The organism is Halobellus sp. LT62 (genome assembly GCF_037031285.1).
Classification (GTDB): domain Archaea; phylum Halobacteriota; class Halobacteria; order Halobacteriales; family Haloferacaceae; genus Haloquadratum; species Haloquadratum salinisoli.
Map to the genome: position 1 here is coordinate 303,683 of NZ_JAYEZO010000001.1, position 16,967 is coordinate 320,649.

At 66.2% G+C, this 16,967-nt stretch carries 16 protein-coding genes, 1 tRNA gene and 1 pseudogene; 9 read left to right on the forward strand and 9 right to left on the reverse strand.

Annotation, left to right across the window (positions count from 1 at the left end; translation table 11 throughout):
• Window positions 1–139 precede the first annotated feature (139 nt).
• The 6 genes from U5919_RS01420 to U5919_RS01445 form a co-directional block, all read right to left on the reverse strand.
• The gene (locus U5919_RS01420) at window positions 140–1,150 is read right to left on the reverse strand and encodes an ABC transporter substrate-binding protein (protein WP_336021743.1); all 1,011 of its coding nucleotides are present in this window, start codon (window positions 1,148–1,150) and stop codon (window positions 140–142) included.
• Between the two features lie 319 nt (window positions 1,151–1,469).
• Window positions 1,470–1,540: transfer RNA gene (locus U5919_RS01425), tRNA-Gly, on the reverse strand.
• A gap of 165 nt (window positions 1,541–1,705) precedes the next feature.
• Window positions 1,706–2,770 (reverse strand): NAD(P)/FAD-dependent oxidoreductase, encoded by a 1,065-nt coding sequence (locus U5919_RS01430; RefSeq protein ID WP_336021744.1) that lies wholly within the window; start codon window positions 2,768–2,770, stop codon window positions 1,706–1,708.
• A 116-nt stretch (window positions 2,771–2,886) separates the two neighbouring features.
• Window positions 2,887–3,672, reverse strand: a complete 786-nt coding sequence (locus U5919_RS01435) for a class I SAM-dependent methyltransferase (protein ID WP_336021745.1) — start codon at window positions 3,670–3,672, stop codon at window positions 2,887–2,889.
• 90 nt (window positions 3,673–3,762) lie between these two features.
• Window positions 3,763–5,976, reverse strand: a complete 2,214-nt coding sequence (locus U5919_RS01440; protein ID WP_336021746.1) for a type II secretion system F family protein — start codon at window positions 5,974–5,976, stop codon at window positions 3,763–3,765.
• A gap of 5 nt (window positions 5,977–5,981) precedes the next feature.
• Complete coding sequence (locus tag U5919_RS01445) at window positions 5,982–7,664, reverse strand: type II/IV secretion system ATPase subunit (protein ID WP_336021747.1); 1,683 nt, start codon at window positions 7,662–7,664, stop codon at window positions 5,982–5,984.
• Between the two features lie 519 nt (window positions 7,665–8,183).
• Here U5919_RS01445 and U5919_RS01450 point away from each other — a divergent pair.
• The 8 genes and pseudogenes from U5919_RS01450 (at window position 8,184) to U5919_RS15840 (ending at window position 13,059) form a co-directional block, all read left to right on the forward strand.
• Window positions 8,184–9,515: a cobyrinic acid a,c-diamide synthase CobB gene (locus U5919_RS01450; protein ID WP_336021748.1), complete on the forward strand. Its 1,332-nt coding sequence runs from the start codon at window positions 8,184–8,186 to the stop codon at window positions 9,513–9,515.
• Window positions 9,516–9,637: 122 nt separating this feature from the next.
• Window positions 9,638–9,910 (forward strand): eL43 family ribosomal protein, encoded by a 273-nt coding sequence (locus U5919_RS01455; RefSeq protein ID WP_336021749.1) that lies wholly within the window; start codon window positions 9,638–9,640, stop codon window positions 9,908–9,910.
• 73 nt (window positions 9,911–9,983) lie between these two features.
• Window positions 9,984–10,118 (forward strand): DNA-directed RNA polymerase subunit P, encoded by a 135-nt coding sequence (locus U5919_RS01460; protein ID WP_049986784.1) that lies wholly within the window; start codon window positions 9,984–9,986, stop codon window positions 10,116–10,118.
• A gap of 16 nt (window positions 10,119–10,134) precedes the next feature.
• The gene (locus U5919_RS01465) at window positions 10,135–10,425 is read left to right on the forward strand and encodes a KEOPS complex subunit Pcc1 (RefSeq protein ID WP_336021750.1); all 291 of its coding nucleotides are present in this window, start codon (window positions 10,135–10,137) and stop codon (window positions 10,423–10,425) included.
• 56 nt (window positions 10,426–10,481) lie between these two features.
• Window positions 10,482–10,868, forward strand: a complete 387-nt coding sequence (locus U5919_RS01470) for a prefoldin subunit beta (RefSeq protein WP_336021751.1) — start codon at window positions 10,482–10,484, stop codon at window positions 10,866–10,868.
• A gap of 4 nt (window positions 10,869–10,872) precedes the next feature.
• Window positions 10,873–11,133 (forward strand): DUF3194 domain-containing protein, encoded by a 261-nt coding sequence (locus U5919_RS01475; protein ID WP_336021752.1) that lies wholly within the window; start codon window positions 10,873–10,875, stop codon window positions 11,131–11,133.
• 762 nt (window positions 11,134–11,895) lie between these two features.
• A pseudogene (locus U5919_RS15835) lies at window positions 11,896–12,123 on the forward strand (zinc finger domain-containing protein); the annotation flags it as partial.
• A 159-nt stretch (window positions 12,124–12,282) separates the two neighbouring features.
• Entirely contained in the window at window positions 12,283–13,059 is a 777-nt protein-coding gene (locus U5919_RS15840) for a serine/threonine-protein kinase (RefSeq protein ID WP_336023839.1), read from the forward strand.
• Between the two features lie 64 nt (window positions 13,060–13,123).
• Here U5919_RS15840 and U5919_RS01490 read toward each other — a convergent pair whose 3' ends face one another.
• The 3 genes from U5919_RS01490 to U5919_RS01500 all read right to left on the reverse strand — a co-directional run bounded on the left by U5919_RS01490 (window position 13,124) and on the right by U5919_RS01500 (window position 16,342).
• The gene (locus U5919_RS01490; protein ID WP_336021753.1) at window positions 13,124–15,106 is read right to left on the reverse strand and encodes a DUF2070 family protein; all 1,983 of its coding nucleotides are present in this window, start codon (window positions 15,104–15,106) and stop codon (window positions 13,124–13,126) included.
• A gap of 44 nt (window positions 15,107–15,150) precedes the next feature.
• Window positions 15,151–15,699 (reverse strand): GMP synthase subunit A, encoded by a 549-nt coding sequence (locus U5919_RS01495; protein ID WP_336021754.1) that lies wholly within the window; start codon window positions 15,697–15,699, stop codon window positions 15,151–15,153.
• 79 nt (window positions 15,700–15,778) lie between these two features.
• The gene (locus U5919_RS01500; RefSeq protein ID WP_336021755.1) at window positions 15,779–16,342 is read right to left on the reverse strand and encodes a DUF7097 family protein; all 564 of its coding nucleotides are present in this window, start codon (window positions 16,340–16,342) and stop codon (window positions 15,779–15,781) included.
• A gap of 150 nt (window positions 16,343–16,492) precedes the next feature.
• On the opposite strand from U5919_RS01500, the gene U5919_RS01505 reads away from it, so the two are divergent.
• Window positions 16,493–16,843 (forward strand): DUF192 domain-containing protein, encoded by a 351-nt coding sequence (locus tag U5919_RS01505; protein WP_336021756.1) that lies wholly within the window; start codon window positions 16,493–16,495, stop codon window positions 16,841–16,843.
• Window positions 16,844–16,967: the final 124 nt, after the last annotated feature.

Consider the following 16,967-nt stretch of genomic DNA (forward strand, 5'->3'; position numbering starts at 1 on the left):
CCCCCTAAAGGAGTTTCCCCTCTAAGGATAAGGGTTCACTAACCACATATAAGGCAATATGTATTATACAAAGTCGAGTGAATTTTGATTCGACGGTCGACGAATAGAAAAAACGACAATGAAGGATTCGGACAGCGGATTACGGGGTATATTCGTTCGTCGCGTGATCGCCGATCGTTGGACTCGCTTCGAGGAACCCCATCTCCGCGAGTTCGTCGGAAACGAACTGAAGCGCATCGATATCGAGGCTGACGTCGCGCGGTCGGTAGTAGTCGCGCTCGGTCAGGTAGTACGACGAGAGCAGAGCACCGGGGAGCTCAAAGTACTCCGCAGCCAGTTGTGCGGTCTCTTCTCGGTTGTCGTAGACGTACTCGACCATTGATACGTAGTCGCTCGCCCACGCTCTGATGGCGTCTTCCTTCTCGTTCAGAGAGTTGTTAGAGGCGGTGACGAAGCCGAACGGGTAGGCTTGCCCCCACGAGTCTCGGCTGTCGAAGACGGTCCGCATATCGCCTTCAGCCTCGACAGCGGCGGCAAACAACGCGACGAAAATCCCCGCGTCGACGCGGCCTTCGCGGATCGCCGCGGCGATCGACGGAAAGGGGAGTTCGACGAACTCGACGCCGTTTTCGGGGTCGATACCGACGTTTTCGAGCATTCGGTAAATTATCGCGTGAACGCCAGTCCCGAGGGCGTTGACCGCGATTGTTCTCCCTTCCAGATCCTCCGCACTGCGGATGTCGGAATCCGCCATCGACATCACCGGAAACCGGAAGTAGTCTTCGTGGGCATCGTAGAAGTCCATCGCGATTGCGGTCAACCCGCCGGGAACCGCATCTTGTGATACTGCCGCCGGGAAGCTCGCGTAGGCCAAGAGCGCCATATCAGCGTCACCGCTAGCCATCGCGTTCAGCGAGTCCGGCGTACTCTGGTTCTGGTTCGTCTCTAACTCGTACGCCGACCCCAGATTCTCAAACCGATCTTGAATCTCGGGAATCGCCATCAATGAAATGAGATTCTCCGCTGGGACGGTGTAGTTCATCCGGAGCGTCGGCGTCTCACCGTCCGTTATTGACCCGAGACATCCCGCAGCTGAAGCCGCACCGACGGCTGCGCCACTCTTGAGGAGATCTCGCTTCGTGAGATACATACTAATTCAAAGTTCATATAGAATATATAATACTTATTTAAGTTATCTTATATTATTTGTGGGAGAATGCTCTATACTCGACCTGTCCGGAAAATACGGACTAATTCGTACTATCTATTAGTGTGATACATTCTCGGTCTCATTCGGTCGCCACTTTTGCCAGCATCAGATCGCTTCGCGTTCTGGTTTGTTTATGAGACGCGATCGCGTCTCGCGAACCTCAAACAATCGCCGGCCGGGATTTGAACCACGGTCGCTCGCTACGCTCGCTCCCTGATTCAAATCCCTTTCGGCGATTTCTCTCACTTCGTTCGAGAAATGCGCCGGCCGGGATTTGAACCCGGGCCATGAGCTTGGAAGGCTCAGGTCCTACCACTAGACCACCGGCGCTCGTACACTGCGGCCGTCACCACGCGTCGGCGACAACCGTCACTTCCCTGTTCCCGGTCCCCGAATAAGGGTGTTACCCTTTCGGCTCGCAACGGGATCGCATTGTTGAGTCGTACACCGAAGAGAGTGTCCCAATCGACCGGCAGTGTTCGGTAATTTCGGACGTCAATCGTCGTCGGAGACGTCGGCGACGTCCGCGTCGAGCGGGGGCGCGCGGGCCTCCTCGAACTCGGCGGCGGCTGCGTGAACGCGCTCGCCCAGTCCCGGCAGTTCGTCGGGCGAGACCGGGCCGTCCTCCCGGATCGATTCGAGGTCCCGCGGGAACTCCCGGAGGCCGTAGTGGATGTCGATCCCGGCCTGCGCCCCCTTGCCCATCGCGACCGGGACCTGATTGTGCCCGGGCGTGATGTCGCCGACGGCGTAGACGCCGTCGACGGTCGTCTCCATACTCTCGTCGACGGCGACCGTCCCGTCGTCGTTCACCTCGCACCCGAGCTGCTCGGGGAGTTCGGTGTTGTAGTTCGAGCCGTACATCGGGAAGCCGCCGCGGTAGGGGCGGACCGTCCCGTCACTGAATTCGAACGCTTCGAGCCAGCCGTCCTCGCCCTTCCGCATCCCCGTGATCTCCGGTTCGACGATGTCGATCGGGTGCCCGCGGAGCTGTTCGTCGGTCTCGTCGCTCCACTCAGGCTCCTCGCCGCGGAGCAGAATGTCCACCTCGTCGGTGAAGTTGAGCATAATCATCGCGACGTGGGCCGCGGCTTCGCCGGTGCCCATCACGTACACCGGCCGGTCGACGAACATGTACGCGTCGCAGTGCAGGCAGTAGTGCAGTCCGCGTCCGGTTCGGGGGACCGGCGGCTTCGGACGCTCGTCGTTGAACCCGACGCCGAGAACGACCCGGTCGGCGAGGAACTCCGCGTCGTTGCCGACGAGTCGGAAACGGCCGTCGTCGGTCCGCTCCGCGTCGACGATGAAATCGCGGACGACGTCGCCGCCGTAGTCTTCGACCTGTTTTTGAGCCGTCTGGAGGAACTCGTTTCCGGACGTTTCTTCCGGGACGCCGATGACGTTGTGCGTCTCCAACATCATCGCCGCGCGCCCGCCGCCACGGTCGACGACGGCCGTGTCGTGCCCCAGTCGCGTCGTGTACAGCGCGGTCTGCAGTCCCGCCGGACCGCCGCCCACGACGACCACCTCGTAGTCGCGTACGTCCGCTGTGTCGCTCATTCGTCTCTCCCTAGCCGTCGCCTCGACTTAAACGCAGAGTTCGTGTGCGTCGGTGGTGACCACCCGCCCGGAACTCGACACGGGTGCCTCGTCGGTCCGTCAGGCCGCGATCCGTGTTAGACGGTCGTCGCCGCCGACTCCGCCTCGACGACGGCGTAACAGTTCCCGCTGGAGACGACGCTCGCGACCACATCGAGGTCGCTCGCGGTCAGGTCCGCCTCGAACTCTGCGGGATCGTAGATGTGGTAGAACCGGTCGACGCGCTCGCCGCCGGGCAGCGTCCACGGGACGGTCGTGTCGAACCCCGCCGTCTCATCGAAGCGGTCGTGCGCGGTCGACCACGCGCTGACGAGTGCGCGCCCGCCGGGTGCGAGCACCCGAGCCAACTCCGAGAGGCTCGCGACCCGACGCGCCCGCGGGCGGAGGTGATGCAGCGTCGCGACGTAGACGGCGACGCCGACGACGTCGGCGCGAAGCGGCAGCGTCGCCGCGTCGGCTTGCACCAACCCGAGCGCGTCGTCGAAGCCGCGGTTCCGGGCCCGCTCGCGCGCGGTGTCCAATAGTCCCCTGCTCGCGTCGACGCCGACGACGCGCTCGACGACGCCCGCGAGCGACTCGCAGTGTCGACCGTTTCCGCAACCGACATCGAGTCCGAGCCGACCCGACCCACCCTCCGTGGCTTCTTGGACCGCCCCGTCTACGACGCTCGCACCGTCGCCGAGCGCCGCCGCCGTTTCCGGATCGAGGTTTCCAGCGGGCTCCCCGCCGAGGAACGCGGTCACCTCCGGCCACGGGTACTCACGCGTCGACGCGAAGTGTTCGGAGATCCGGTCGTAGGTGTCTCTGACCGACGTGTCGCCGGGATCCCCGGCCGGCGTTCCCGACGACCGTTCCTCGTCCATACCCGCGAAAGGCGAGCGCGGTACAAAATCGCGGTGATCCGGTGAGACGACGCCGGTCGGCCAGTGCACAGTGAAGATGACGCCGAACGGTCAGAGCACGGCGAAGACGACGTACGCGAGCGTCAGCAGGACGGTCGCGTGCTTCAGTCCGTCCGCGACGCTGCCTTCGCCCAACTGTCCCGCGACGAGGCCCGAACAGACGCCTTGGATCGCCGCGACGTGGAAGAACAGCAGCTCGTATCCGGCCGTGTTTACGGTCCTGAGTCCGCCGATGACGCCGGTGTCGACTCCGGCGACCTGTCCCCCCGTTCCACCGACGGACTGTCCCGCGGCCTCGATCGCCGGGATGAACGAGACCGTCAGGGCGACGACGATCCCGAGAAAGACGACGAACGAGAGGTAGATGACGACGAGGTAGGTGAGCATCTCCTGTCGTCGCTCCCGGCGGAGTCGTCTGGTTTCCTGTGCTTCGTCGGCGGCGATGTGGAGGACCGGGCTGATTTCGCCGCTGGCGACCATCGCGTTCCGGATGAGCGTCACCGCTCTGGAGACGGCCGGCGCGTGCGTCCGCCGTTCCATCCGGCTCAGGGCGTCGCCGACGTTTGATCCCCACTGAACGTCTCGCCACACGCGTTCGATCTCGTCGCCGAGCCGACCGAGTTCAGCGGTCGAGAGGCGTTCGATGCATCCGACGACGGTGACGCCGGCCTCGTTGATGCTCGCCATCCGGTCGAGGAAGTCGGGCATATCTGCCTCAATAGCGCGCACTCGACGCTTCTGGACCTCGTGCGCCACGGAGATGCCGGCGAGGACGAGGATCGTCGAGAGGGCGATCGGGCCGTCAGCGATCCCGACGAGATCGATCGCGGCGCGAGCCGGGTCGGTCGCTCCGCTCCCGACGGCGGTGGCCGCGTCGCGAACCGCATCGCCGATCGATAACCAGACCGCGAGCAAGCCGAACGGCCCGGTCAGGAGCGCCGTGTAGCTCGGCCGCCGAAGGACGGTTTCGACGGGGTCAGACAGCGTCGAACGAAGCGATCCCAACCGGTCGTAGACGGCCAGCCGGTGCCAGTTCTCGGCCGTCGTTTCGTCCGGTTGACCCGCTTGGGTTCGATCCGCCCGGGTTCGTTTCGTCTGGACTCGATCCGTCCGCTCCCGAACTGCTCCGCCGTCTGCAACCCCCCGTTCACCGCCGATTTCGGAGGGTTGCGTGTCGCCGTTGATGTCCTCTGCGGCTCGGTGGCTCGGGCCGTTCAGCCCCTCCGTTATACTGTCGACGTAGACGACGAATCCGAAGGTGGCGAGCGGGATTGCGACGTAGCTCACGAGCCGAATCAGAGTGAGGGTGTCTTGGATGACGAGCCCAACCACGACGAGAACGGTGATGAAGAACAGCGGCCCCGCGACGAGGACGGTGACGTACACCTCCGCGAACGTCGAGAGGAGTTCGAGATACTGCCGCTGCTGTGCCTGCGCTTCCTCTTGGAACCGCTCGTACTGGTCGCGAAGGAACGTCGAGACGTTCTGCCCCGAGGAGAGCACGCTCGCGAGGTTCTCGGTGAACTCTTCGAGATTCGAGCTCGGCGTCCGACTCGCCGTCGTCTGTAACGCCGTCAGGATGTCGGTGCCGAAGGCGTCCATCTCGCGCACGGCGACGCCGAACTCGCGCGCGGCTTCGCCGTAGACGTCCTGGTTCTGCGAGAGCGTTCGGAGCACCTCCTGAAACGGGACGCCCGACCGCGAGAGCGCATAGACGAACGCGACCGTCCGCGGGAGCGTCGCATCGATTTCGATGCCCCGCGTCCGAGCGCGCTGCTCGATGACCGTCCACCGCGCCCAGTACGCCCCGAACGCGAACAGCGATCCGACCGTCGCGCTGGCGACCGCGAGCAGCGCGACCAGCTCTCCCCCCGAGAGGCTCGACAGGTCGGAAACTCCTGCGAGCACGTGCAACGGCGTCGGAAGCGCCTCGCGGACGACCGCCGGGTCGACGGAGAGCGACCGGAGAATCAACGCGGTGAGGTACACGCCGTAGACGCTGCCTGCGACGCCAGCGACGGCCGCGATGAAATACGTCTGGGAGGCGAAGACTCGGTAGCTCTCGCCGATGAACGCCGCTCGCATCCGTTTCGTCTGGCGTCGACGCATCGCTCCCGATTCGTCGACGTACCGGCCGAAAAGCGGCAGCGACAGCCGCGAGACGAGCGTTCGTGCGCGGGAACTGACCGGAACGAGCACGACGAGAAGCGCGAGCAGCGTGACGAGGACCAGCGGCGCGTAGCCGAGGAGCAGACGGACGACCATCGGAACTACCTCCCATCGTCGGTGTCGCGGACGCGGTCGGTCCCGGCCGCGCCGACGCCGCCCGCGACGGCTTCGTCACCGACGTCGCTATCCACAGCGGCTCCGTTCTCATCGGAGTCGACGGCGGCTTCGAGGCGGTCCATTACCCGCCCGGGCGCGGCGTAGTACTCGTTGACGAGCGCAGTGAACGTTCGGTAGTCGGTCGTCCCCAGTTCGACGAGGAGCGCTAAGAACCGCTTTCGGCGGTTCATTTCCCGCTTGCGCTCCGCGCGGCTCCAGCCCCGATCGCGCTGGATCTCTTCGACGAGGGTCGAGTCGCCGTGCTCGAAGGTGTCGGTTTCCGGTTGCCACGTGAACGCGCGCGAGTAATCGAGCTCCCCGGTCCGCTGGTCAACCTCGCCGATCTCGCCGATCGCCTTCGAGCGCCGGACGCGCTCGCCGCCGACCCGCGTCAGCGTCTGCACGCACAGCAGATCCAGCGACTGGACCATCGCCCGGGGAACGTTGATCGGCTCGTTCTCCAGGCGGTTGATCACCGTCTCGATGCTGTCGGCGTGCATCGTCGAGAACGTCGTGTGGCCCGTGTTCATCGCCTGAAACAGCGTCACCGCCTCGTTGCCGCGGACCTCGCCGACGATGATGTACTCGGGTCGGTGTCGGAGCGCAGAGCGCAGCAGATCGTACATATCGATGTCTGAGCCCTCGTGAAGTCGCTCCCGCGTCACCGACGACAGCCAGTTGTCGTGATACAGCGACAGCTCTCTGGTGTCTTCGATGCTCAACACCTTCGCGCGCGGCGGGATGAACATCGAGACGGCGTTCATCGATGTCGTCTTTCCTGATGCCGTTCCGCCGGCGAAGATGAGGCTCTTGTTGTTCTCGATACAGAGCCACAGGTACGCCATCTCCTCGATCGAGAACGTCCCGTACTCGATGAGGTCGACCGGTGTGAACGGCTCGTCGGCGTACTTCCGGATCGTGAAGGCCGATCCGCGCGGCGTCACCTCCTCGCCGAGCGCGAGTTCGACTCGCGAACCGTCGGGCAGCGTGGTCCCCACGATCGGATCGCCGACGCTGACGTGTCGCCCCGACTCCTGAGCCAGCCGGATCACGAAGTCGTCGAGGTCGTCGGCGGCGTAGGCGACGTTCGTCTCGACGTCGGTGTACTCGTCGTGGTAGACGAAGATCGGGAGGCCGTACCCGTCACAGGAGATGTCCTCGATGTGGGGATCGTGCATCAGCGGATCGATGCGGTCGAAGCCGCGGAAGTCGCGCGCGAGGTAGTACAACAGCGCGTGGAACGTCCGCATCGACACGTCGACGCCGTACTGTTCCAACAGCGCCTGCAACTCCGAGCGGAGCGTCTCCTCGGCGGTCGGTTCCGCGTCGGTCCGATACAGGAGCGGATCGCGGATGTCGACGCTGATTCGAGAGCGCAACTCGCGTCCGAACGCGTCGAGTTCGGGTTCCACCGCGTAGTAGTAATGCTCGCTCTCGCCGTCGTCGTACGTGACTGCGACGTACGCGTACGGGGCGTTCACCCAGTACTGGTCGACGATCTCCTCGTCCTCCGGCGGCTCGAAGTCGGCGAACACCCCGTCTTCGGGGCGGTACGGGCGGACGTCGAGCGGCGATCCCTTGAGGACGTCGACGACGCGTCCGATCCGTTCGCTGAGACGACTGAACACGTCGGAACCGTCGCTCGCGGCGTGTTCAGTCGCCGACTCCTCCGTTTCGTCCGCGGCCGCCTCGTCTGCGGGAGCCGCGGCTGTCTGACCCGCCGACCCGTCGTCAGTCCGTCGGTTCGAGTTGTGTTCGTCGATAGCGACGCCCCCACGTGCTACCGGGCGTTTCGCGTGGAGCGACTTATACTGTGGCCCGTTTCAGCCCTCGACCACTCCAGCGTCTCGTCCCACGAATCCCGTGTCGATCGTCGACCGGCAGATTCGGCGTTGTCTTGCGAACAGTCGGCACCCGCCGTCTCGCGCCCGCTCCCGGAGACGCGAGCGATCCGATCTCGCATCGGTGTGCCGAGCAACCGCGGACCGATGCGAGGGCGCTCTCAACTCACGGGGACGCTGGCCTCGGCTTCGGATAAAAAGGTACGCCACGGGCGGACCGAAAACGAATGATCGTCCCGCGGACGCCTGAAAACAGTTCGCGACTGCCTGAAAACAGTTAACCGGAAGCGTCGCCACCTTCCGTCGATGACCACCGATGCGGTGCCCTCGGACCTACCGGGCGTCGTGCTGGCGGGGACGGCCTCCGGTGTCGGCAAGACCGTCGCGACGCTGGCGGTCTGTCGGGCGCTCGAACGCGAAGGAAAGACCCCCGTCGCCGCGAAGGCCGGCCCCGACTTCATCGATCCGAGCCACCACGCCGCGGTGCTCGGTCGCCCCTCGCGGACCCTCGACCCGTGGCTCGCGGGCGATTCCGGGATCAGGCGAGCGTACGCGCTCGGTGCCGACGAGGGCGACGTCTGCGTCGTCGAGGGGATGATGGGCCTCTACGACGGCGACGTGAGCACCGCCGCGGTCGCCGAGGCGCTCGACCTCCCGGTGATCCTCGTCGCCGACGCCGCCGGCGGGATGGAGAGCGTCGCCGCAACCGCGCTCGGCTTCCAGCAGTACGCCGACCGCGCGGGCTACGACATCGACGTCGTCGGCCTCCTCGCCGCGCGCGCTCACGGCGGCCGTCACGAACAGGGGATCCGCGACGCCGTCGAGGGGCTCCGGTACGTCGGTCGCACCCCCTCGCTCGACGGCTTGGAGATCCCCGATCGACACCTCGGCCTCCACTTCGGCGACGAGTCGCCCGTCGACGACGAGGCGTTGGACTCGGCGGCACGCGGGATCGACGCTGACGCGCTCGTCGACCTCGCGCGTCGACCGGAACTCGACACGCCGCCGTCGCTCCGCGCGGCAGACGAGACCGGCGCGCGGGTCGGCCTCGCGACCGACGACGCCTTCCGTTTCGTCTACCCGAGTACGCGGCAGCGACTCGCCGCCCGCGGAACTGTCGAGCCGTTTTCGCCCGTCGCGGGCGACCCCGTTCCCGACTGCGACGTCGTCTACCTCCCCGGCGGTTACCCGGAGCGACATGCGGCCGCGCTCGCGGCGTCGGACACGCTGGACGAACTGGCCGACCTCGCCGCCGACGGGCTGCCGGTGTTCGGCGAGTGCGGCGGCCTGATGGCGCTCGGCGAGTCGCTGACGACCGCTGACGGCGTCGCACACGATATGGCGGGCGTGCTCCCGGTGGAGACGCGGATGACGGACGGTCCCGTCGCCTTGGATCACGTGGGCGTCCGCGCCCGCGAGGACTGTCTCATCGCACCCGCCGGCGAGACGCGTCGCGGGCACGAGTTCCACTACTCGTCGGCGACGGCCGCTCCGGACGCCCGGTTCGCCTTCGAGATGGTGCGCGGCGCGGGCGTCGACGGCGCGAACGACGGACTCCGAGAGTACAACACGCTCGCGACGTACGGGCATTTCCACGTCGGCTCGGGCGCGTTCGACTATCTCTTGGAGACGGTCTGAGCTATTTCTTGGAGACCGTCTGAGCTGTCGCTGCAGTCGAGCACACCGGGGACGTCGCCGGCGCTCCGCTTCGAGCCCATCTCGCAGGGTTTATGGCTCCGCCGGGGGTATCACGCGATACTATGGCCGAACAGAAGGCACGAACGACCGGGAGCGCCGGTCGATTCGGTGCGCGATACGGACGCGTCGCCCGTCGACGCGTGAAGGAAATCGAAGAGGAGATGCGGAACGCGACGGTCGACGAGGACAGCGTCACCCGTCTCGAGCCCGGCATCTGGCAGAACGACGAGACCGGCGAGATCTTCACCGGCGGCACCTACCGGCCGCAGACGCCCGGTGGCAAGCAGGTCAGCCGCTCGATCCGCGCGGCGCTCTCCGGCGACAACGAGGAGTGATCGCCGTCCGCGTCGTCGACGCGGTCGCGCCCACACGAAAGAACCAACATCCCCACACCCCACCTACGTACCAATGAGCTACAAGTGTTCGCGGTGCAAGCGAGACGTCGAACTGGACGAGTACGGCGGCGTCCGCTGCCCGTACTGCGGTCACCGAATCCTGTTGAAAGAGCGCGCGCCGGACGTCAAGGAAGTCCCGGTCGAATAACCCGTTCTCGAAGCCGATGGCGAGCCGAGAGACGCCGGCCGTCGAAGCCGCACACGCGGCCGAATTCGACTTTTCCTACCCCGAAGAGCGGACCGCTCGCACGATTTTCGAGAGCGTTCGCGTCGAGATCGACGAGATCGCCGACGAGCGATCGCGAGCCGACGTCACCCGCGAGGGGCGCGTCGTGACGGTGACCGTGGAGGCCGCCGACCTCGTCGCGCTCCGCGCGGCGCAGAACACGTGGATCCGACTCGTCGAAATCGCCGAAGACGTCGCAGCGGGCGGGCAGCACCTCGTGGACGCCTGACAGGCGCTGATCGGAGAATACGGGCCTTTTTCAGTCCGGATCCCGTCGCCACGGGTATGCAGGGCAATCTGCCGCCGGAAGCACAGGAGAAACTCGAGGAACTACAGGATCTGCAGGAGACGGCTCAGAAGGTGGCCGCCCAGAAGGAGCAGGCCGAGTCGACGCTGAACGAGTCGAAGACGGCGCTCGATGCCCTCGACGACATCGACGAGGACACGACGATGTACCGCGAGGTCGGCGAACTGCTCGTTGAGGCCGAGTACGACGAGGCCCACGACGAGCTCTCCGAGAAGGTCGACACCCTCGAAATCCGCGTCGAGCAGCTGCAAAAGCAGGAACAGCGCGTCCAAGAGCAGTTCGAGAGCCTGCAGGAAGAGCTCCAGCAGATGCTGCAGGGCGGCGCGGGCGGCGGTCCGATGGGCCCCGGCGGCGCTGGCGCATAACCCGATGCCGACCGACGAAGAAGTCGTCCAGACGGCCGCGGAGGCCGCAGAGGGCGTGATATTCGCCCACTACAGACAATCGGAACTGACGGACGTCGACGTGACCGTCACGTTCGAGGACGGCGTCCTCGACGTCGACGTGTACGTCAACGCGCCCGACGACACGGACGGGGACGCCGACGAGGTCGCCGACGAGGTCGCCGACGAAGCCGCGCGGGCGGCGGGCGACGCCGTCGACGAACTGTTCGCCGCCGAGGACGCGTAGGGCGTTCGCGGGGGCTCCCGTTTTATCCGTCACCTCTCGAAGGATAACCACGGCGAGCCGCGGGAGTCGAGCGCGCGACGGCTGCCGGTTTCACCCGTGGGGCAGTTCTACGGCGGCCAGCGTCGTCTAGACACGCCTCGACAGACACGCTCTACCTTCAAGTGAACGAGGCCAATACGTCTCACATAATGACAGATGAACTGCCGACTATGGGGCGTCGGTTCCGGGGTGAACGGGCGGCGAGGACTGGTGACGATGGCGTTTGACGGCGGCCAGACGGAGCTGATGCGGACGAACGGTGCACTGATCGGATCAGTCAGCGGCTTCGCCGACGCGTGGGAGGATATCGCCGCGATTTCCGACGGGGAGTCCTCACTCGGGACGGCGGAGTTCAGTATCGTCGACGAGCGCGGGGGCTTCTTCCGAGACTTTCTCGGCGACTCGGAGAACTCGTATCCCGACGAACCGCTGCGTGCCGAAATCGCGGCTATCAAAGACCGCATCGTCGTCCGCGGTGTCGAGAACCCCTTCGAGGCTGACGTGATCGACGGGGAGTCGAAACTGAAGGTGAGGGGGACGTGGATCAAACCGATCTTTCGGCTGACGGCCATCGAGATCGACGGTTCGCGGTACGAATACGTCGACGGCGAGCTCCGAGAGCAGTCCCAGAATCCCGGACGGAGAGCGCCCGAAACGACCGCCGGCGACCGTGGACCCAGTCGCTCGTCCGATCGCTCGTCCCGTGTGTCCGACCGCTCGTCTCAGCCCGGGACGTGCCCACAATGCGACGGACGCGGCCATCCCGCCGACGCCGACGTCACCACCTGCCCGGAGTGTGACGGCGAGGGACAGACGACGGAGATCCACGACACCCCGCTCGGTCGGGTCAAGCAGACGCAGACCTGTCAGCGCTGCGGGGGGGACGGTAAAATCTACAGTGAGACGTGTTCGATCTGTGGCGGCGACGGAGTCTCCCGCGAGGCAGCCAGCACACGGCGACAAGCGGGAGACCGGACAGCGGCCGCCGACCCGGAGGAAACGGCGGACCGGACGCGAATCGCCGACCGGCTCGAAGCCAACGTCCCCGACGGAATTCCCCCCGCACCGGACGTCGCAGTCGAGTACGACGCGCTGACTGACAAGCAACATATCGGCGGCGGCGGCAACGCCGACGTGACGCGCGAGACGCTTTCGACTCCCGACGGCGACGTGGCGTTGGCGATCAAGCGCCCTCGGCTGGGCGGCACGCTCGATATCGACACCATCGAGCGGATGCTCGCGGAGGCCGAGACGTGGGACAAACTGGACGACCACGACCACGTCGTCGGCGTCGTCGATTACGGCAGCATGCCGCTCCCGTGGATCGCGATGGAGTATATGGACGGCGGACACCTCGGCGAGCGCTGTGGCGAAATGGATCTCCCGCAGGCGCTCTGGACCGCGCGATCGATCACGGAGGGGATCTACCACGCCCACCGCCGCGGCGTCGCCCACCTCGATATCAAACCGCAGAACGTCCTGTTCCGGGCGGTGAAGAGCGCTTGGGACGTCCCGAAAGTCGCCGACTGGGGGCTCTCGAAACACCTGCTGGAGCATTCGAAAAGCGTCGAGGGGATGTCCGTGGAGTACGCCGCCCCCGAGCAGTTCGACGACGATTACGGACGCGCGGACGACATCACCGACGTCTACCAACTCGGCGCGGTCTTCTACGAACTGTTCACGGGCCGACCGCCGTTCGAGGGGCAACCGTTTCGAGTTATCGATATGATCAGATCCGAGCGGCCGACGCCCCCCAGCGAGGTCGCGGACGTGCCGGCGGAGTTGGACGACGTGTTGCTGACGGCGCTCGCGACGGAGAAGGACGACCGCTACGACGATATCGTGTACTTTCGTGACGCCCTCGACGACGTGATCGAGGGGCGATAAGACGGGAATCGAGAGGTGGGGCGTCGGGACGCGGTCTTCTGTGGCACGTCGGAGAGCTGCCGGCCTACGCGAACAGGAATATCAGCACGCTCACGGCGACGGCTGCGAGGATGATCGAGGCGGCGAAGACGCCGCCCATCGCGACGACCGCGTTCGCGTGGCTGGCCAGCGTCTCCGTCCGATCGTTGCCGAAGACAGTGACCTCCGCGCGCTCGACCGCGACGCCCGCCTCGACGGGCTCCAGATCCGCGCGGGCCTCGTCGGTCAGGTCGCAAACGAGCGTTCGGAGCTCGTCCCAGTCGATGGCCGCGCCGACCTGATTGTCGGCGTCGACGGTGTTGACGATGTGCGTGTCGGTCGTCATCACCTCGGCCTCGTCGACGAGGCCGCCGGTTGCTCGGGACTCTTTCGGCGTCCCGCCGTCGCCGGATTCCATCCGGCTGCTCGCGGGACTTCGTCCCGCCCCGTCGACGAGCGCGTCGACGAGTTCGCCGCGCAGACCGGGTTCCATGTTATTGCCATCGATCAGCACGTACGCCGTCTCTTGGCCGTCGACCGCCGTGACGGCGACGCGGATGCCGAGCGGACCGATACCGTCGGCCGGGTCCCACGGCGTTTCGTCCCACGCGACGCCGAGTTCGAGTTCGTCGCTGCCGGCGGTTGCGAGCCGGCGTCCCGAGTTGCCGGCCGCGCCGATCATATCGAACGCGCGCTTCGAACCGGGCGTGACGTGGCCCAGATCCGGGCCGCTCAGCCCGTCGTTGGAGTTGTGCGCGTCGACGAGGAGCACGTCGTCGAGGCCGCTGGTTCGGGCCTCCGCTGCGGCTGAGAGCCCGACGCCGTACTCGACGTCGTCGGCGAAGCCGGGCGCGAACGTCGAGACAAGGAGCGCGTCGTCGCCGAAGCGCTGTCCGAGCATCGAGGCCTCGCCGGAGTCCACGCGGACGCTCCGGGTCGCCTCCGCGTCGTAGATGATTCGATCGGCAGCGCTGCGAGCGGCGTCGAGAATCGTGTCGACCTCGCGCTCGGTCACGAGGTTGAAGTCGTGGCCGGCGGTGGCGTGCGGCGGGAAGACGAGCCCCGAACAGTCCGTGGCGACGCGCTCGGGGAAGTTGCCGCCGCCGATTTCCCCCATCGGCCCGGGGTGGATCATCGGCAGGACGAAGCGGGCCTTCTCTTCGCCCTCCATCCTCCGGAACGAGAGCACCGAGACGGGGGCGATGGCCTCCTCGCCGAGCTGCTGGAAGAACTCCTCCAACTCGCGGGAGCCCTCGGCGACGTGCCCGATGAACCCCCGGAGAAAATCGAGCATCGAGACCCCGAGACTCCGCCGCCACGGTCTGTCGACGGCGACGATGAAGACGTACACCGCGAGCGCGTAGATGCCGCAGGTGACCGCGAGCAGCGCGAAGTGCTCGGCGGTGATCGCCGAGAGCTCTGCGGGGGCGTCGGCGGAGCGGGCGAGATAGGGAGTCAAATATGCGTCGACCACGGTCCCGCCGACTTCCAGAAATCGGAGGGTGCCGCTGTAGACGAACAGGAGAACCGCCGCGGCGAGCGTCTGGAGGCTCGCGGGGATCGACGCGACGAGCACCGACGAGCGCGAGACGGCCATAATCACGAGCAATCGGAAGGCGAAGATCGAGGCGAGGCCGACGACGAGCGCGTCGTAGACGAACTGCTGTTCGAGCGACGTGAACACCGAGACGATCGCCGCGAGAGTGACGATCGTCACGAGGATGATCTCCGAGAGCAAGGCGAGAAGCGACGATCGGTTCGGGGTGAGCCTCCCTCCGACGAACCGGTCGACGCCGGTCGTCCCGAAGGCGGCGACGACGGTCGGAATCCCGATGAAGAAGATGCCCTCCCACGCGTCCCGGCCGAAGAAGAACAGCCCGCGCCACGTCCGGGCGTACGCGCCGGAATCGAACGCTGCGACGCCTGCAACGGCCGCGATCAGGAGGGCGAACGCGAGGCTGGAGTACCAACTCGGCGCGCGGAAGATGAATCGAGAGAGGCTCGCGAGGTCGCTTTGTGTGGATGTCATCGGTGAAGAGATTCGAACCGCGGGCCGGACGGGGATCGGGAACGTTACCGGCAGATCGAGACGAAGTTCTCGAACACTTCCTCGCCCCGCTCGGTGTGGGCGACTTCGGGGTGCCACTGGACGCCGTAGAGACCGCGGTCGGGATCGCTCATCGCTTCGACGTCGCAGACGTCGGAGGTCGCGGTGCGCGTGAACCCGTCGGGGACTTCCTTCACCTCGTCGGCGTGGCTGGCCCACACGCGCGTCTCCGGGGCGAGCGAGCCGACGAGCGGGTCCTCGGAATCGAGGATCTCGACGTCGACGTCGGCGTAGCCGCCGTAGTCGCCGGAGCCGACCGAGCCGTCGAGTTCCGCCGCGAGGATCTGCATTCCGAGGCAGATCCCGAAGATGGGAACGTCGAGGTCGAGGTAGTCCGCGCAGTTGCCGATGCGGTCCATGTCCGGGCCGCCCGAGAGGACGATCCCGTCGGCGTCGATGTCGGACGCTGGCGTCTCGTTGTCCAGCAGCTCGACATCGACGTCGAGGTCGCGGAGCGCGCGGCGTTCGAGGTGGGTGAACTGGCCGTGGTTGTCGATGACGACGATGCGAGTCATCAGTTGCAGTCTCTTAGGCGGAAGGAGGGCAAAAAGCGCCCGGTCTGGAAGCGTCACCGTAGCGACCCGACAGCTCCGCTCACCCGCCGTCGGAATCGCGGCGCTCCCGCGCGGTCGAAAACCCGAACTCCGATTGCTCCTTCGAGCGGCGCTCCTCCCGGGCGGCGAACGCCTCGGGATCCGGTTCGACGTCGTCGTCGATGCGCGCGAACGACTGGTGGATCTTCGCGTGGCACCACCGACAGAGCGCGACCGTGATCTCGTGGGAGGGGTCTCCGCAGCCGCTGGCGCTCGCACCGTCCGAGCCTCTCGTCGACCCGCTCTCGCCGTACGACAGGTGATGTTCTTCGAGCAGCGACCGTGAACCGTCGTGAGCGATCCGGACGGATTCGAGGCCGCAGCGGACGCACTCGCGGCCGTCGGTGGTCGAGCGGTAGTGGGGACAGTCGCGGAACTCCCGGTCCTCGTCGCCGGCGACGCACGCGTAGTCGGCAGCGCGCCGCTCGGCCGAAAAATCGGGGTCGTCGCCCGCGCGGGTCAGCGCGAACCGACAGCGACCGTCGCCGGTGAGGTGATCGCAGACGCCCGCGTGTTCGTACGGGTCGTCGACGCCGACCGGCGTTCCCGTTGGCGTCTCCTCCATACGCGGCCGTCGGCCCGCGCGGAATTGAATCCGACGGTACGGTGGCCGGACGCACCCATCGGTCGCCGTCCGCGGAACGCACTCCCCCCGGCCGCCGTTCGCGGAACACCCCGTCGATCGTTTTATACGGCGCGCCACAGAGCGAAGCCTGTGCGAGTCGTACACGACACCAACGGGGAAGAGACGCGAACGCTCGCCGGCGACGTCGACGTCGCCGACACGTTTCTCACGCAGGCGCGGGGGCTGATGTTCCGTCGATCGATTCCCGAGGACTACGCGATGGCGTTCACCTTCGAGGAGGCCAAAGAGCGGAACCTCCATATGGTGTTCGTGCCGTTCGACCTCGACGCGCTGTGGATCGTCGAGGGCGAGGTGCGGGCGAAGAAACGACTCCGCGCGTGGCGTGGGTTCGGCGCTGCGGTCGCGGACGCGATCGTCGAACTGCCCGCTGGTGTCGCCGACGGCGTCGAGGTCGGCGACGCGGTCCGCATCGTCGAGTGAGCGGTCGTCCGTTCGCCGGACTGTCCCGACCCCGCAGACACTGCCAGATCGCCCCACGGCAACGCGCCGCAAGAAGCGTCAATTTATATAGCTGCACGTCCACAATCCGTGTGAGCACATGACT

Coding starts and splice junctions, on each gene's coding strand:
- U5919_RS01420 (WP_336021743.1), bottom strand. CDS start 1,150: ATGTATCTCACGAAGCGAGATCTCCTCAAGAGTGGCGCAGCCGTCGGT.
- U5919_RS01430 (WP_336021744.1), bottom strand. CDS start 2,770: ATGAGCGACACAGCGGACGTACGCGACTACGAGGTGGTCGTCGTGGGC.
- U5919_RS01435 (WP_336021745.1), bottom strand. CDS start 3,672: ATGGACGAGGAACGGTCGTCGGGAACGCCGGCCGGGGATCCCGGCGAC.
- U5919_RS01440 (WP_336021746.1), bottom strand. CDS start 5,976: ATGGTCGTCCGTCTGCTCCTCGGCTACGCGCCGCTGGTCCTCGTCACG.
- U5919_RS01450 (WP_336021748.1), top strand. CDS start 8,184: ATGACCACCGATGCGGTGCCCTCGGACCTACCGGGCGTCGTGCTGGCG.
- U5919_RS01455 (WP_336021749.1), top strand. CDS start 9,638: ATGGCCGAACAGAAGGCACGAACGACCGGGAGCGCCGGTCGATTCGGT.
- U5919_RS01460 (WP_049986784.1), top strand. CDS start 9,984: ATGAGCTACAAGTGTTCGCGGTGCAAGCGAGACGTCGAACTGGACGAG.
- U5919_RS01465 (WP_336021750.1), top strand. CDS start 10,135: ATGGCGAGCCGAGAGACGCCGGCCGTCGAAGCCGCACACGCGGCCGAA.
- U5919_RS01470 (WP_336021751.1), top strand. CDS start 10,482: ATGCAGGGCAATCTGCCGCCGGAAGCACAGGAGAAACTCGAGGAACTA.
- U5919_RS01475 (WP_336021752.1), top strand. CDS start 10,873: ATGCCGACCGACGAAGAAGTCGTCCAGACGGCCGCGGAGGCCGCAGAG.
- U5919_RS01490 (WP_336021753.1), bottom strand. CDS start 15,106: ATGACATCCACACAAAGCGACCTCGCGAGCCTCTCTCGATTCATCTTC.
- U5919_RS01495 (WP_336021754.1), bottom strand. CDS start 15,699: ATGACTCGCATCGTCGTCATCGACAACCACGGCCAGTTCACCCACCTC.
- U5919_RS01500 (WP_336021755.1), bottom strand. CDS start 16,342: ATGGAGGAGACGCCAACGGGAACGCCGGTCGGCGTCGACGACCCGTAC.